Raw genomic sequence first — 13,307 nt, 5'->3', positions numbered from 1 at the left:
ACGCTCCGACCCGGCGGATCTCGCCGGATCGGAGCCACTTGATCCCACAGCTTACTGTGCGAGCCAGGCGTCGAAGCGCTTGGTCAGTGTCTCGACATTGTCGGTCCAGAAGCCGGCATCGAGGGGGACGGCATTCTCGATATTCTGCGCTGTCGTCGGAAGATCGGCCTGCAAATCGGCCGGCACTTGCGCCGCCGCCTCTTTGTTCGGCAAGCCATAGGCGATGTATTCGGGCAGCTTCGACTGGTTCTCCGGCGCGCTGGCGAAGGCGATGAAATCCATCGCCTCTTCGGCGTTGGGGCTGTCCTTGAGGATGACCCAGCTGTCGACCGCATAGATGCTGCCGTTCCACACGACCTCAAAGTTCGTGCCCTCGTCCTTGTTGATGCCCGAAATGCGCCCGTTATAGGCGGTCGTCATCGCCACCTCGCCCGAGGCGAGCAACTGCAACGGCTGGGCGCCCGACTCCCACCAGACGATGTTCGGCTTCAACGCGTCGAGCTTGGCGAAGGCCCTGTCGACGCCCTCCGGCGTGGCGAGAACTGAATAGACCTCCGCCGGCGCGACACCGTCGGCCATCAATGCGAATTCGAGCGAGTATTTGGGTCCGCGTCGCAGGCCACGTTTGCCGGGAATTTTCTCCACGTCCCAGAAATCTGCCCAGGAGGTCGGCGCTGTCGTCAGCTTGCTGGCGTCGTAGCTGATCGCAGTCGACCAGACGATCGCTCCGACGCCGCAGTCGCTGACCGCCGCGTCGATGAATTTGTCGCGCCCACCGAGCGCCTCCCAGTCGATCGGCTCGTACATGCCGTCGAAACAGCCGAGTTCGAGTTCCTCGGACTCGACCTGAACCACGTCCCAGTTGGGTACGCCCGCCTGCGTCTTCGCCGCGATCACGCCGATGCCGCCATCCCAGCTCTCGTCGAGAACCGGCTTGCCGATCTTCTGCGAGAATGGCTCGAAATAGATCTTCTTCTGGGCGTCCTGGTAGCTGCCGCCCCAGGAGACAACGGTCAGGTCCCGCGCCTGCGCCCCGGCGGATGCAAAAAATATCAGGCTTCCAAGCGCGGCGGCGGCAGCGCGTGGCAGATTGGTCGTGCTCATTGAATTCCCCCCATTTCGGAACTGGTTTGAAATGGGATCACGCTTTGCCTGCCAGCACAATATGCATTCTCGGATTGGGAACGTCCGGGCGGGTTTCCCGACGGATAATTGCCGGTTGCAGGTGGCGAAAGTTACCCTCGGCGGCTGTAGAGGAATTGGAAACCGAGCCGTCCCTTCTGGGGTGCCGACGGTCCTTTACCGGACGTTTGACGACGCCAAGGATGGCTCGGATGCGAGAAAAGGCCGGGACGGCCCGGCCACTTCGATTGCTTGGCGGATCGTTTCAACGGGGTGATCCGAACCAGAGGCTTGGCTGCGCCGCTCAGCCCTTGCGGGCTGCGGCGATGGCCGCCTTCATGTCGTTCGGCGCGACCACACCGGGATAGATGGCGGTTCCGATGACGTATGCCGGCGTCCCCGGAAAGCCGAAGGTCTCGGCCTGCGTGCTGTTTCGCTGCAGCATGGAATTGATCCGGTCCTTGTCCCGATCATAGGCCGCATTGAGCTTGGGCACCGAAAAGCCCGCCTTGGTCAGGATCGTCTCGATCATGTCGGGCGTCAGCTTGCCCTTGGTCGCCATCAAGGCGGCCATTGCCTTGGCGTGGCCCGAGCCGGCGGCGAGCGTCAGGCGCGCCGCATAGAGCGAGGGGGGGCCGAAGATCGGCCAGTCCTTCATGACGAAGCGGACGTTGCCGTCTTCCTGCACCACCCGCATGTCGTCCGGATGGGCCTTTTTGCAGTAGGGGCACTGGTAATCGAAATATTCCACGATGGTCACGTCGCCTTTCGGGTTGCCGAGGACGGGAACCTGCGGATCGAACAGCACGGCCTCCTTCGACATCGGATCGACCTCGGCAAAGGCCGTCCGGGACAAAAATGGCGTACCGGCGAGGACAGCGGAGGCGACGATCAGCTTGCGGCGGGAGATGGATGGAATGGTCATGGCGGGAGTTCCTTTTTGGTTGGGCAATCAGATCACGACGATCCGCGTATCCTTCGGGACACGGCTGTTGAGATCGATAACGTCCTGGTTTAGCATCCGGATGCAGCCGGAGGAGACGGCCTTGCCGATCGACCATTCCTGATTGGTACCGTGGATGCGGTAGAGCGTGTCCTTGCCGTCCTTGTAGAGATACAGGGCCCGGGCTCCGAGGGGGTTGTCGATGCCGCCGTCCATGCCGTCGCGCAGGGCGCCGCCATATTTGTCGGGCTCGCGCTTGATCATGTCCTGGGTCGGCGTCCAGTGCGGCCATGCCGCCTTGCGCTTGATGACGCCGCTGCCGGTGAACTCCAGGCCCGCCTTGCCGACGCCGACGCCGTAGCGCATGGCCTTGCCGTTCTCCATGACGAGATAGAGGAAGCGGGCGCGGGGATCGACGACGATCGTTCCCGCCGGCTCTGTCGTTTCGTAGTCGACCACCTGGCGAATGTTGCGCGGGTCCATGTTTTTCGGATCGACAGCCGGAATCTGCCAGCCGTCGTCGGTCACCGCGCCATACATCCGGTTGACGCGCGGGTCGACGGGCGGCTTGGGCGCGGCATAGGCCAGTTGCTGGGTCGGCTGAGACGATGTCGAGCAGGCGGCCAGCGTGAATGTCGCCAGCGCGATGGCGCTGATGCGCAGAAGAGTTGCAGACAAATCGAAAGACCTTTTGGTTGGCATGGGTGATCGGCTTTGACGCGGCGGCGGTGAATCCGCATCCGACGCCGCAATTCGCCGCTGGGGGGCTGCGGCGCGTGCCGGGGCCGACAGGCGATTACACGGACCCCGGAGTCTCGCTTCCGTCGAGCACCACGACGCGGGTGCCGACCGGAGTCCTCTGTTCAAGGTCGATGACATCCTGGTTGACCATCCGGATGCAGCCAGACGACACGGATTGACCGATCGTCCAGGGCTCGTTGGTCCCGTGGACGCGGTAGAGCGTGTCTTGGCCATTCCGGTAAAGGTACATGGCCCGCGCGCCGAGCGGATTTCCAAGGCCACCTGAGACACCGCCCGCATGCGGGCCGTACCGCTCGGGGTCGCGCCGGATCATGTTGGCCGTCGGCGTCCATCCCGGCCAGCTCGCCTTCCGGGCGATGGTGGCCGTGCCCGAAAAGGTGTAGCCCGCCTTGCCGACGCCGACGCCGTAGCGCATGGCCTTGCCGTTCTCCATCACCAGATAGAGAAAGTGGTTCTTTGGATCGACGACGATGGTGCCGGCCGGTTCCTTGGTGTCGAAATCGACGACCTGCCGGATATTGCGCTGCTCCACGACGTCCGGCTGGATCGCCGGAATCGCCCAACCCTGATCGACAACGCCGCCGTAGTAGCGCGAGATACGCGGATCGTCGTTGGAGCTGCCCGCATATCCGAGGGCGACGCGCGAAGGATTGCTCGTCGTCGAGCAGGCGGAGAGAAGCGCCGCCGCGCCGAGGAGGCTTCCTCGAATGGCGATGGTCCATCCGGACATGTCAGTCATCCTTCTTTGCGATGTCGGAAAGGGTCGAGGCCAGGATTTCCCGCGAGATTTCACCGAAATGCATCGTTTGAAGGGTTCCCGTCTTGTCGAGAAACAGGGTCGCGGGATAGCCGGCGACGCTGTAGTGGCGGGCGAAACTGTTGGCCTGGTCGAGCAGGACGTTGTCGATCTGCACCCCGGTCTGTTCGAGATAGCGGCGGACCGTATCCGCGCCTTCGCCCTGATTGGCGAAGACGAAGAAAGCATCCCCGCGCTCCTTGGCCATTTGCGCCATCATCGGCATTTCCCGACGGCAGGGCGGACACCAGCTGGCCCAGAGATTGAGCACCACGGGTTTGCCCTCGAAGTCGGACAGGCGCGCTTCGCCGCCATCGAGCGTGGCGAAGGCGGTCATCGGAGCGGCGACCGCGCTGGTCGTGGCGGTCAGTTGCCAGGCGGTGTTCCAGATGACGAACGCGGCCGCCAACGTTCCAAATGACCAGGCGCGCAGTTTCGCGCCGCGGCAGGCGTAGAGGGTGTAAAGGGCCGCGGCCGCGATGGCGGCAATCCAGGAAAATCCGCCCTCCTGAACAGCGAAGATCCGTAGCGGGGCCTCCGCGAAACTATCCCAGTTCGCGGCGACATGGCCGAGCCGCGCCGCCACGAAGCCGACGACGACCACGGCCAGCGACCAGTTGCCGATGCGCGGGTCGATCCGGCCCGCCACGATCGCCGCGATCCCGAGAAAGGCGACGATGGCGAGGATCGCGGCCAGCCGGTCACCGGCGAAGACGAGGGGGCCGAGGCTGATGGCCGTCATATCAGCTACCCTCCGCCAGGCGGGCCGCGGCGAGAAAACCGCTGGCCGTGATATCGCCGATCAGCCGGGAACCGGGCACCTCGCGCGCTTGGTTGTCGACAAAGAGCATGGTGGGCGGACCGACGACGTCCAACTCCTTCATCAGCGCGGTCCGGGCGGGATCGTCCTCGGTGAGGTCCAGTTCGAGCAACTGGAATCCGGCAAGCTCGGCTCTGACGGTCGGGTCGCCGAAGACGTTCCGTTCGATGACCTTGCAGGTCACGCACCATTCGGCGGTGGTGTAGATGAGCGACGGACGGTCGGCCGCGCGAACCAACGCTGCCATGTCCGCCGAATCCCGCACTTTGCGGAAGATCGGCTTTTCGCTTGGTGCCGCCGGTCCGGCCGTAGCCAGACTTGCCAGCGGGCGCAGCGGATCGTCCGCCCCGGCGGCGGCGCCGACGGCCAGAATCGCGCCATAGAGCATCGCGGCGAAGCCGCCGGCCTTGGCCAGCCGCTGCGGAACGCCGGCTTCGCTGCCGAGGACGTCCAACGCGCCGAGGAACACGCCGGCACCCAGAAGCAGCGCCGACCAGAGGCCGAGCGTGGCTGTCGGCGGCAGGATCCGCGACATCATCCAGATCGCCAGGCCGAGAAAGGCGAAGCCGAAGGCGCGCGTGACCAGCACCATCCAGCGGCCGGCTTTCGGCAGCGCCCTTGACCCGATCGTGCCGAAGACGATCAGGGGAATGCCCTGGCCAAGCCCGAGCGCGGACAGTGCGACCGCGCCGAGGCCGACATCGCCCGTCTGGGCGATATAAAGAAGACCGCCGGCGAGGGGGGCCGTTACGCAAGGGCCGACGATGAGCGCCGAGGTGAATCCGAGCGCGGCGCTGGACGAGAGGCTTCCGCGCGATCCCGGCGCCTTTCGGGCGATCGCGTTTGTCCAGGCGGCGGGAAGCCGCAGCTCGAACAGGCCGAACATCGACAGTGCCAGAACGACGAAGATTGCCGAGACGAACAGGATCGCGGCCTTTGATTGCAGCGCGATCTGTAGATTCTGGCCGGACCATGCCGCAGCGACGCCGAGAAGCCCGAACGCTGCGGCCATCGCTCCGACATAGGTCGCGGAGACCACGAAGCCGCGACCGGCCGACAGCCGCTCGCCGCCACGGCTGAGTTGACCCGCCAGGATCGGATACATGGGCAAGACGCAAGGCGTGAACGCCAGTCCGAGACCGAGGACGAAGAACATCGCAACCACCCATGCCGCGCCGCCATCGGCGAGCAGATCGGCGACGAAACCGCGGTTCGATCGGTCGATCGCGATGCCGGGCGTGCCCGCCGACGGTTGCGGAAGGTTGCTGATCGTCGTGGCCACCGGCGTCCCGGCCTGCGGGGCGGAGGAGGCCGGGGCGTTGGCGGTGGCAACGCTCGTTTCGTCGCCCGCCGCGGACACCGACGGACGTTTCCAGACGCTTTCGCCCCGGACGAGGCGGTTCAACGCGTCCTCGGCCTTGCCGGGTGTCGTCGGTTGCACCGACAGCGCCGCGAGATCGAACGTCTTCGTCTGCGGCCGGTAGCAGATGCCGTCGTCCTGGCAGCCCTGGTAGCTGACGGTTACGGCCGGTGCATCACCGAGATCGGCGATGGCGGCCGGCTCGGCGGAGGCCTCGGCCGAGCGATGGTACACCTCCATCCGACCGAAATAGGGATCGTCCTTCGACTCTCCGGCCGGGGTCGTCATCGGGACATTGCGGCCATCGGTCGTTTGCGCCGCGATGCGATCACGATAGAGATAATAGCCGTCGGTGATCTCCCATCGCAGCTCGAGCCCTCCGGCCGGGGTCTTGTTCGCGGAGAACGCGAACGCCGTGTCCACCGGCAGCGGCGCCGTCTGGGCAAGAGCCGATGCCAGAGGCAGAAAAAGCCAAAGCGAAAAGAAGATCGTCATCGATCTCATGGGCGACCCCTCATTGCGTCGTTGCGGGGGTGAGATCGCCTGCCCAGCTTAAGGCAGCCTTAAGCTGGGCAGGCGAGCAGGGAAAACGACGCCACGTTCAGATCGAGAAGGACGACGCATGCGCATTCTGATCGTCGAGGACGACGAGATCCTCGGCAACGGCCTGACGGTCGGCCTCCAGATGAACGGCTTCACCGCCGATCTGGCGACGTGTCGCGGCGATGCGGACGCCGCGTTGCGGTCGGGTGGCTTCGATGCGATTGTCCTCGATGTCATGCTGCCGGACGGGTCCGGCCACGAATTGCTGGCGACGATACGCGGGCGCGGCGACGCGACGCCCGTTCTCTTGCTGACGGCGCTCGATACCGTTGCCGATCGTGTCGAGGGGCTCGATGGCGGGGCCGACGATCATCTCGGCAAGCCGTTCGATCTCGACGAGGTCGCAGCGCGGTTGCGGGCGCTGGTTCGACGCGCCAGCAATCGCCCGACGGCCCATCTGGAATGGGACGGCGTGCGCCTCAATCCGGCCAAGATGCTCGCCACGCGCGGCGGCGAGGACGTGCGTCTTTCGCGCCGCGAGTTCAAGCTTCTGCATGCGCTCATGGAACGGCCCGGCACGATCCTGTCCAAGGCCCAGCTGGAAGAGAAGCTCTACGGTTTTCAGGAAGGCGTCGAAAGCAATGCGGTCGAGGTCCATATCCATAATCTGAGGGCCAAGTTCGGCAGAAGCGTCGTCGAGACGGTGCGCGGTGTCGGCTACCGGCTGCGGGAGGCCGGTCGATGATGCGATCTCTCAAGGGCAGGCTGTTCATCATCCTGGTCGTGATGACGGGGCTCGTTTGGCTGTCGGCGACGGCGTGGATCTATCTCAACACGCGGGCCGAAGTGGAGCGGGTTCTGGATGCCCGGCTCATGGAGGCCGCGCGGATGGTATCGTCGCTGATCGACAGCCAGGAGATCGACGTCGCGACGGCCACCCTTGAGCCTCCCGTCATCGCCGTCGATCCGCGCAGTCCTTACGAGCGGCAATTGACCTGTCAGATCTGGTCGCTGACCGGTTCGCTGATCGGGCGTTCCGACGGCGCACCGAACCAGCGCCTCTCCGACCATGCCGATGGATTCGCCGAACGGGTCATCGATGGGCGGGCCTGGCGTGTCTACGCGGTCACCAACACCAAGCTTGGCGTTCAGGTGCTGGTCGGTGACAATCTCGATATAAGGGCACGGCTGGTCCGCGACGTGGTCAAGGGCCTGCTCCTGCCGATGGTGCCGATCGTACCGACCCTCGCGGCGTTGATCTGGTTCGGGGTGGGCCGCGGCATGCGCCCCCTCGACCGGTTGGCCGCGGGACTGGCGCAACGCGAGGCGGAGAACCTGCATCCGATTGACGCCGACCACGCGGCCACGGAGATTCGACCGGTTGTTGCGGCGCTCAACGGCCTCTTTGGACGTGTTCAGGAGGCACGGGAGCGCGAGCGGCATTTCCTGACTTACGCCGCCCATGAACTGCGCACACCGCTCGCGGGACTGAAAACGCAAGCCGAAATCTCGCTGAAGACCGATCAGGAGGTGGTGCGGACCGCCGCGCTCAAGCAGATTGTCACGGCGGTGGATCGGACCTCGCGTCTGGTTCAGCAGTTGCTCGAGACGGCGGAGGCGGAGGCGGCTGCTGCCAGTGCCCGCTCGGGGACGATCCCGTTGTCCCGCTTCCTGCGCGATACGGTCTCCGACCTGGTCGGGCGGATCGAGGCGATGGGCGGGCGGCTGGTTTTCGACGCCTCCCTCGACGGCGTCGAGATTATCTCGAAGGAGATTTTGCTGGCCCTGGCCGTGCGCAATCTCGTTGAGAACGCCGTCAACCATTCGCCGAAAGGCGGCGCCGTCGTTCTGCGATGGTCGCCCGAGAACGCCATTGTGGTCGAGGACGAGGGGGCCGGAATGCCGCCCGGTGAGATCGAGCGCGCCACCGACCGGTTCTTTCGCGGCGCCAACCGCTCATCTGTCGGCAGCGGCCTCGGTCTCTCCATTGCCAAGCTTTGCGCCGAAAAGCTGGGTGGCGAACTCGAGCTCACCAACCGGGCGCCGTGCGGATTCCGCGCGGCGTTGCGGTTGGCATAGATATCAAAAGGTTGGTGCGCACATTCCAGATGAGACCAAGACGGTCAGACCAATCTACGCCATCATTCTCGCTGATCGACCGGATCCGCGTCAAGCGGTTCGGGCGCAATGCTGCCGGTAACAGGGCCCTGCGCCGCCGGCTTTCGTAATCAGACGAATGTCCTGGATGGGGTCGGAAGCTGCTGAAGCACCTGCTAGGCCTCAGCGTCCGCTCTACCTTGGTCACATCAATCTACGAGATCCCAGTCTCTCCCGCGCCGTATTCGAACGCTCGATTTAGCGTGCCCTCGAATGCCACAGCATGCAGTCCCGTCCCATGCCGCTTCAGCCAATTCTTGCCGTGATCCATGTTGGGGCAAAGCTCGCGGCAGAGTGCCCAGAAGGCCGGGCCGTGGTTCATCTCGCGAAAATGCGCCACCTCATGGGCGACCAGATAATCGAGCACCTCCGGCGGGGCCATGACGATCCGCCAGGAAAACGCCAGCCGCCGATCGATGGTGCAGGAGCCCCAGCGGCTCTTCGTGTCCTTCAGCGCCATCGCCCGTGGACGCAGACCCACGGTGGCCGCGTGGCGGTCGACGCAAGCTTGCAGATCATGACGCGCCTCGCGCTTCAGCGCCTCGACGACGCGGCGGGAAAAATGCTCGGGCGCGCCGCCGACGAAGAGATGCGCCGCGCCGTCCACCGCCTCGAAGCGGCTGGCGCGGCGCTCCGATGCCTGGATCAGCCGCAATTCGGCGCCCCGAAACGGGATGGTCGCGCCATCCACAGCGACGATCCGGTCGGGCGCCCGCGCGATGCGTTCCTCCACCCAGCCGCGATGCCGCTCGATAAATTCCGCAATGGCCCGCGCCGGCACCTTTTTCGGCGCCGTCACGACGATTCCGGTTCCGCCAGGGGCAAGCCGCAGGATCAGCCGTTTGGCGCGCGGATTGCGGCGCACGGTGACCGGGACCGGGCCGGCGGCAAGGTCCAGACGCTCGGGGATGGCGGGCGTGTTCGCGTTCCGCCGGGAAAAGAAAAGCGACATCGGCAAGATGAACCGTTCTTCGAAGCAGCCCATCGNCCGGGCCGGCGGCAAGGTCCAGACGCTCGGGGATGGCGGGCGTGTTCGCGTTCCGCCGGGAAAAGAAAAGCGACATCGGCAAGATGAACCGTTCTTCGAAGCAGCCCATCGCCGCGATTCGAACCCCACCCTATAGCGGAGCCCGCCGACACGCGACAAAAAGACGGCGGCGTTCGGGAGAACGCCGCCGTCGCATCATGAACTACGCCTGGCCGGTCAGGCGGGCTGACCGTCGATGGTCTGGCCGCCGGTCTTGTTGTGACGATCGGCCATGAAGCGGTCGAACTCCTGCTGGTCCTTGGCCCGGCGCAACTCGCGGGCATAGGATTCGAACTCGGCCGCCGCTTCATTCAACTTGCGGCGCTCCTGGTCGAGGCGGGACAGCTCCTTTTCACGCCAGTCGTCGAAGGCGACGTTGCCGGTGCGGGTCTCGGCGAAGGGGTTGACCGCGCCCGTGCGCTTCAGTCCGCCGAAGAAACGGTCGGTCGTACGGTTGACGTCCCGCCGGAAGCTCTCCAAACGATCACCCCAGAGAATGTAGGCGAGCATCGCCAGGCCGAGGGGCCAGTAAATCATGAAACCGACCACCATCAATGCTATGGTCGCGGGCGTCCAGGCCGGACGGATCAAGGCTTGCGAAGTCATCGCAGACTGTTCCTTTCGAGAATGGCCGCGACGCGCAAGCATCGCGGGGGCTTCGACAATTCGATGCGGTAGTATTCAGATGGTGAGGGTCACTCGCCCGTTCAATTGCCTGCCAGCGAAAATCGGTATCGGGCAGCGCGAAAACCGTTGGCCGGACATAACGAACCCGGCTCCCGACGCCCCTCGGTGGGAGGGTATCATTGGCCTCCATCGGCCGTTGGCGGCGGCGGGAAAGCGGATGAATTGAGCGTCCTTGCCGCCGGTTTCGGGCTGTTCTGGGGCGCCTTCCTGGCCGCGACCATCCTGCCTGGCGCGTCCGAGCTCATGCTGATCGGGTTGATCGCCAAAGGCATCGCCGACCCATGGCTGCTGGTCCTTGTAGCGGGCACCGGCAACACCTTGGGCTCGGTCGTGAACTGGCTCTGCGGCCGGTTCATGCTGCGCTACCAGGAGCGTCGCTGGTTTCCGGTGAAGCCGAAGCAGTTGGAGGCGGCGACGCGCTTCTTCAATCGCTATGGGGTCTGGACGCTGCTGTTCGCCTGGTCACCGCTCGGCGGCGACGCCCTGACGGTCATCGCCGGGACGTTGCGGGTGCCGCTCGTCCCGTTCATCGTGTTGGTCGCGATCGGCAAATTCGCCCGCTACGTGGTGGTAGCGGGTGCGACGCTCGCCTGGCCGGGGCTTTGAGAAGCCGGCCGCCCGTCGCACGCGAGGGCCAGAGATATCCCCCCCGCCTTGTTGTCGCTCGCCACAGACCTCGACTGGCATCATCGCGCTCTAACGGGCATTCTTCGCGTCATGGAGCTGACGGCACCCATCGACGCCTATTGCGAGCGGATCGACACGGGCTTCTGGGCCGAACCGCTCAACGCCTTGTCGAATCTCGCGTTCTTCGCCGCCGCGGCGCTCGGGCTCTGGTACTGGCGACGGGGGCCGGCGCGAGATCGGCCGAGCCTCTATCTCATCTGTCTCGTCGCGATCATCGGAACCGGCTCGTTTCTGTTCCACACCTTCGCGAACCGATGGTCGAGTTTCGCCGACGTCATCCCCATCGCGCTGTTCATCTTTGCCTATTTCGGCCTCGCACTCTGCCGCTTCGTGGGTTTGTCCCCGATGGCGGCATTTGTCGGAACACTCGCCTTCGTCGCAGCCTCCCTGGCGGCCGAACCGCTGCTCGCTTCGCAGCTCGGATCGTCGGCCGGCTACGTTGCCGGGCTTTTCGCACTGTACGCCATTGGCGGCTATCTCGTGGCGCGGGACCATCCTGAGGGCTGGCCGGTGTTCGCCGCCGGCGGGGTCTTTACCGTCTCGCTCGCATTCCGGATGGTCGACCTGCCGCTCTGCCCGGATTGGCCGCACGGAACCCACTTCCTCTGGCACACGCTCAATGCGGCAACGCTGGGACTTTTGCTCGTCGCGGCAGTCCGCGGCGCGACGCCCGAACCACGATGAAGTCGAACCGATTCCAGCAAGTGAGCGCTTAGTGAGCGCCGAATGCGAGCGATACGCCGATGATCGAAGCTCGCCCGCCGCCAATGCCGGCATTGCTCAGCTGGACGCCCCGGCAACGGGCCGTCTTCAAAAAAAATGGCCGGACGCCTCCCCCGAAGCATCCGGCCGTGGCGGTCCCCCGCCTTGTAGAACTGTCGCGCCGCGATCGCGCGGCTGGTCAGGTGCCGGCGTAACCCGCCGCCATCCGCTCCTTGCCCTGCCTGACCACCACGCGGGCATCCATGGGAACGCGCTCGTAGAGGTCGAGGATGTCCTGATTCATCAGACGGATACAGCCCGACGAGGCGGCCGTGCCGATCGTCCACCATTCCGGCGTTCCATGCAGGCGGAACAGCGTGTCCTTGCCACCCTGGTAAAGGTAGAGGGCGCGGGCACCGAGCGGGTTGGTCAGGCCCGGGTCCATGCCGTTGCGGTAAGGCTCAAGCTCAGGTTTGCGGTCGATCATCTCGCCCGGCGGAAACCATTTCGGCCAGGATCGCTTGGCGCGAATGTTCGCTTCACCCGCCCAGGAGAAGCCGGCGCGACCGACGCCGATGCCGTAGCGCATCGCCATGCCGTCGGCTTCGACCACATACAGGAACCGGTTCGGGGTATCGACGACGACCGTGCCCGACTCGTACTGGCGGCCTTCCTCGAAAGACACGCGCTGACGCAGATATTGCGGATCGATCTTGTCGGTTGGAATCGCGGGCAGGGCAAAGCCTTCGTCGACCACGGCGCCATAGCCGAGTTTCGTCGTCGCGCCGGCACTGCCTTCGGTCGGCAGGGAATCGGGCGCCGTATAGGCGGCCACCTGTGCATTGCCCGACGGCGTCAGCGACGCGCGCTCGGACGTCGCGCACCCCGCCATGGTCGCGACCGACAGCAGAGCAGCGCCTGCAAGGATAATCTGTCTCATCTTCATAACGAACGCCAAGTTGGGTGCGATGGATGAAGCGGTCGCTGTGCGAACCGCGCGGGTCTGATTGCCGACCATCTGAAGCCGTCTCTTCGTTAAGCCGCACAATTTGTTGAAGCAATGACCCTATTTGGCACGCGGATGGTTAATAAGCGCTTTGTTGCCGCCATGTGACAGTTGACGGAGCCGGCGGCCGCGACATCTCCTTAGCGTCGAGATGATCGAAGCCATCAACGAGGACGTCTCATGAATATCGGGGAAGCATCCCGGTTGTCGGGTCTGCCGCCGAAGACGGTCCGTTATTATGAGGAAGTGGGGCTGATAAAGCCGGCCAGGGCATCAAATGGCTACCGCTACTACCGCGATCGGGACGTGCACATGCTGCGTTTTCTGCAGCGCTCGCGCTCATTGGGCTTTACCATAGAAGAGGCGCGGCGGCTGCTGTCGCTCTACGAGGATTCCAATCGCAAGAGCAAGGATGTCAAACGCCTCGCCAGTTCGCGGATCGCGGAGATCGACCGCAAGATCGCGGAACTGAAGTCGCTGAAACGCGCGCTCGCGGATCTCGCCGAGCAATGCCATGGCGATCAGGCCCCCGACTGCCCCATCCTCGACGAGATTGCAGGAACCATCCGGGCGGAGGCGTAGATTCCGTTTAGAGCGTCAGGCGATTAATCTGCAACATAGCCAGCGGCCTTGAGGTAGTTCCAACATTCTTCGGGCTCGAACAGGTCGCAGATGTTGCCGACTGCACGCCAGAG

General features: G+C 64.7%; 14 protein-coding genes. 5 read left to right on the top strand and 9 right to left on the bottom strand.

Annotated elements, in window-relative coordinates:
* Window positions 1–51: 51 nt before the first annotated feature.
* The 6 genes from VSX60_RS14765 to dsbD all read right to left on the bottom strand — a co-directional run bounded on the left by VSX60_RS14765 (window position 52) and on the right by dsbD (window position 6,307).
* The gene (locus VSX60_RS14765; RefSeq protein WP_327624998.1) at window positions 52–1,104 is read right to left on the bottom strand and encodes an ABC transporter substrate-binding protein; all 1,053 of its coding nucleotides are present in this window, start codon (window positions 1,102–1,104) and stop codon (window positions 52–54) included.
* 322 nt (window positions 1,105–1,426) lie between these two features.
* Window positions 1,427–2,047, bottom strand: coding sequence for a DsbA family protein (locus tag VSX60_RS14760; RefSeq protein ID WP_327624997.1), 621 nt, complete (start codon window positions 2,045–2,047; stop codon window positions 1,427–1,429).
* Window positions 2,048–2,074: 27 nt separating this feature from the next.
* Window positions 2,075–2,743, bottom strand: a complete 669-nt coding sequence (locus tag VSX60_RS14755; protein WP_442873106.1) for a L,D-transpeptidase — start codon at window positions 2,741–2,743, stop codon at window positions 2,075–2,077.
* 118 nt (window positions 2,744–2,861) lie between these two features.
* Window positions 2,862–3,557, bottom strand: coding sequence for a L,D-transpeptidase (locus tag VSX60_RS14750; RefSeq protein ID WP_327624995.1), 696 nt, complete (start codon window positions 3,555–3,557; stop codon window positions 2,862–2,864).
* Between the two features lies 1 nt (window position 3,558).
* The gene (locus tag VSX60_RS14745; RefSeq protein ID WP_327624993.1) at window positions 3,559–4,365 is read right to left on the bottom strand and encodes a TlpA family protein disulfide reductase; all 807 of its coding nucleotides are present in this window, start codon (window positions 4,363–4,365) and stop codon (window positions 3,559–3,561) included.
* Window position 4,366: 1 nt separating this feature from the next.
* Entirely contained in the window at window positions 4,367–6,307 is a 1,941-nt protein-coding gene (dsbD, locus tag VSX60_RS14740) for a protein-disulfide reductase DsbD (protein ID WP_327624992.1), read from the bottom strand.
* A 118-nt stretch (window positions 6,308–6,425) separates the two neighbouring features.
* On the opposite strand from dsbD, the gene VSX60_RS14735 reads away from it, so the two are divergent.
* Entirely contained in the window at window positions 6,426–7,091 is a 666-nt protein-coding gene (locus VSX60_RS14735) for a response regulator transcription factor (RefSeq protein WP_327624991.1), read from the top strand.
* On the top strand, window positions 7,088–8,425 hold the full coding sequence (locus VSX60_RS14730; RefSeq protein ID WP_327624990.1) for an ATP-binding protein: 1,338 nt from the start codon (window positions 7,088–7,090) through the stop codon (window positions 8,423–8,425). The genes VSX60_RS14735 and VSX60_RS14730 overlap by 4 nt, the downstream gene beginning before the upstream one ends.
* 232 nt (window positions 8,426–8,657) lie before the next feature.
* Here VSX60_RS14730 and VSX60_RS14725 read toward each other — a convergent pair whose 3' ends face one another.
* Complete coding sequence (locus VSX60_RS14725; RefSeq protein ID WP_327624989.1) at window positions 8,658–9,455, bottom strand: M48 family metallopeptidase; 798 nt, start codon at window positions 9,453–9,455, stop codon at window positions 8,658–8,660.
* 252 nt (window positions 9,456–9,707) lie between these two features.
* Entirely contained in the window at window positions 9,708–10,136 is a 429-nt protein-coding gene (locus VSX60_RS14720; RefSeq protein WP_327624988.1) for a DUF2852 domain-containing protein, read from the bottom strand.
* Between the two features lie 243 nt (window positions 10,137–10,379).
* Here VSX60_RS14720 and VSX60_RS14715 point away from each other — a divergent pair, with 243 nt between their 5' ends.
* Together VSX60_RS14715 and VSX60_RS14710 are read left to right on the top strand one after the other, a co-directional pair.
* Window positions 10,380–10,823 (top strand): YqaA family protein, encoded by a 444-nt coding sequence (locus VSX60_RS14715; protein ID WP_327624987.1) that lies wholly within the window; start codon window positions 10,380–10,382, stop codon window positions 10,821–10,823.
* Between the two features lie 111 nt (window positions 10,824–10,934).
* Entirely contained in the window at window positions 10,935–11,588 is a 654-nt protein-coding gene (locus VSX60_RS14710) for a ceramidase domain-containing protein (RefSeq protein ID WP_327624986.1), read from the top strand.
* 217 nt (window positions 11,589–11,805) lie between these two features.
* Here the strand turns inward: VSX60_RS14710 and VSX60_RS14705 are convergent, their stop codons facing one another.
* The gene (locus tag VSX60_RS14705; protein WP_442873105.1) at window positions 11,806–12,552 is read right to left on the bottom strand and encodes a L,D-transpeptidase; all 747 of its coding nucleotides are present in this window, start codon (window positions 12,550–12,552) and stop codon (window positions 11,806–11,808) included.
* Window positions 12,553–12,792: 240 nt separating this feature from the next.
* Here VSX60_RS14705 and cueR point away from each other — a divergent pair, with 240 nt between their 5' ends.
* The gene (cueR, locus tag VSX60_RS14700) at window positions 12,793–13,194 is read left to right on the top strand and encodes a Cu(I)-responsive transcriptional regulator (protein WP_327624984.1); all 402 of its coding nucleotides are present in this window, start codon (window positions 12,793–12,795) and stop codon (window positions 13,192–13,194) included.
* Window positions 13,195–13,307: the final 113 nt, after the last annotated feature.

This window comes from Aurantimonas sp. A3-2-R12, assembly GCF_036016755.1.
Classification (GTDB): domain Bacteria; phylum Pseudomonadota; class Alphaproteobacteria; order Rhizobiales; family Rhizobiaceae; genus Aurantimonas; species Aurantimonas coralicida_A.
This window is presented reverse-complemented; position numbering and strand designations above follow the sequence as displayed.

Bases quoted from the DNA above. Each gene is read 5' to 3' on its own strand.
- VSX60_RS14765 (WP_327624998.1), bottom strand. From the start codon at position 1,104: ATGAGCACGACCAATCTGCCACGCGCTGCCGCCGCCGCGCTTGGAAGC.
- VSX60_RS14760 (WP_327624997.1), bottom strand. From the start codon at position 2,047: ATGACCATTCCATCCATCTCCCGCCGCAAGCTGATCGTCGCCTCCGCT.
- VSX60_RS14750 (WP_327624995.1), bottom strand. From the start codon at position 3,557: ATGTCCGGATGGACCATCGCCATTCGAGGAAGCCTCCTCGGCGCGGCG.
- VSX60_RS14745 (WP_327624993.1), bottom strand. From the start codon at position 4,365: ATGACGGCCATCAGCCTCGGCCCCCTCGTCTTCGCCGGTGACCGGCTG.
- dsbD (WP_327624992.1), bottom strand. From the start codon at position 6,307: ATGAGATCGATGACGATCTTCTTTTCGCTTTGGCTTTTTCTGCCTCTG.
- VSX60_RS14735 (WP_327624991.1), top strand. From the start codon at position 6,426: ATGCGCATTCTGATCGTCGAGGACGACGAGATCCTCGGCAACGGCCTG.
- VSX60_RS14730 (WP_327624990.1), top strand. From the start codon at position 7,088: ATGATGCGATCTCTCAAGGGCAGGCTGTTCATCATCCTGGTCGTGATG.
- VSX60_RS14725 (WP_327624989.1), bottom strand. From the start codon at position 9,455: ATGTCGCTTTTCTTTTCCCGGCGGAACGCGAACACGCCCGCCATCCCC.
- VSX60_RS14720 (WP_327624988.1), bottom strand. From the start codon at position 10,136: ATGACTTCGCAAGCCTTGATCCGTCCGGCCTGGACGCCCGCGACCATA.
- VSX60_RS14710 (WP_327624986.1), top strand. From the start codon at position 10,935: ATGGAGCTGACGGCACCCATCGACGCCTATTGCGAGCGGATCGACACG.
- VSX60_RS14705 (WP_442873105.1), bottom strand. From the start codon at position 12,552: ATGAAGATGAGACAGATTATCCTTGCAGGCGCTGCTCTGCTGTCGGTC.
- cueR (WP_327624984.1), top strand. From the start codon at position 12,793: ATGAATATCGGGGAAGCATCCCGGTTGTCGGGTCTGCCGCCGAAGACG.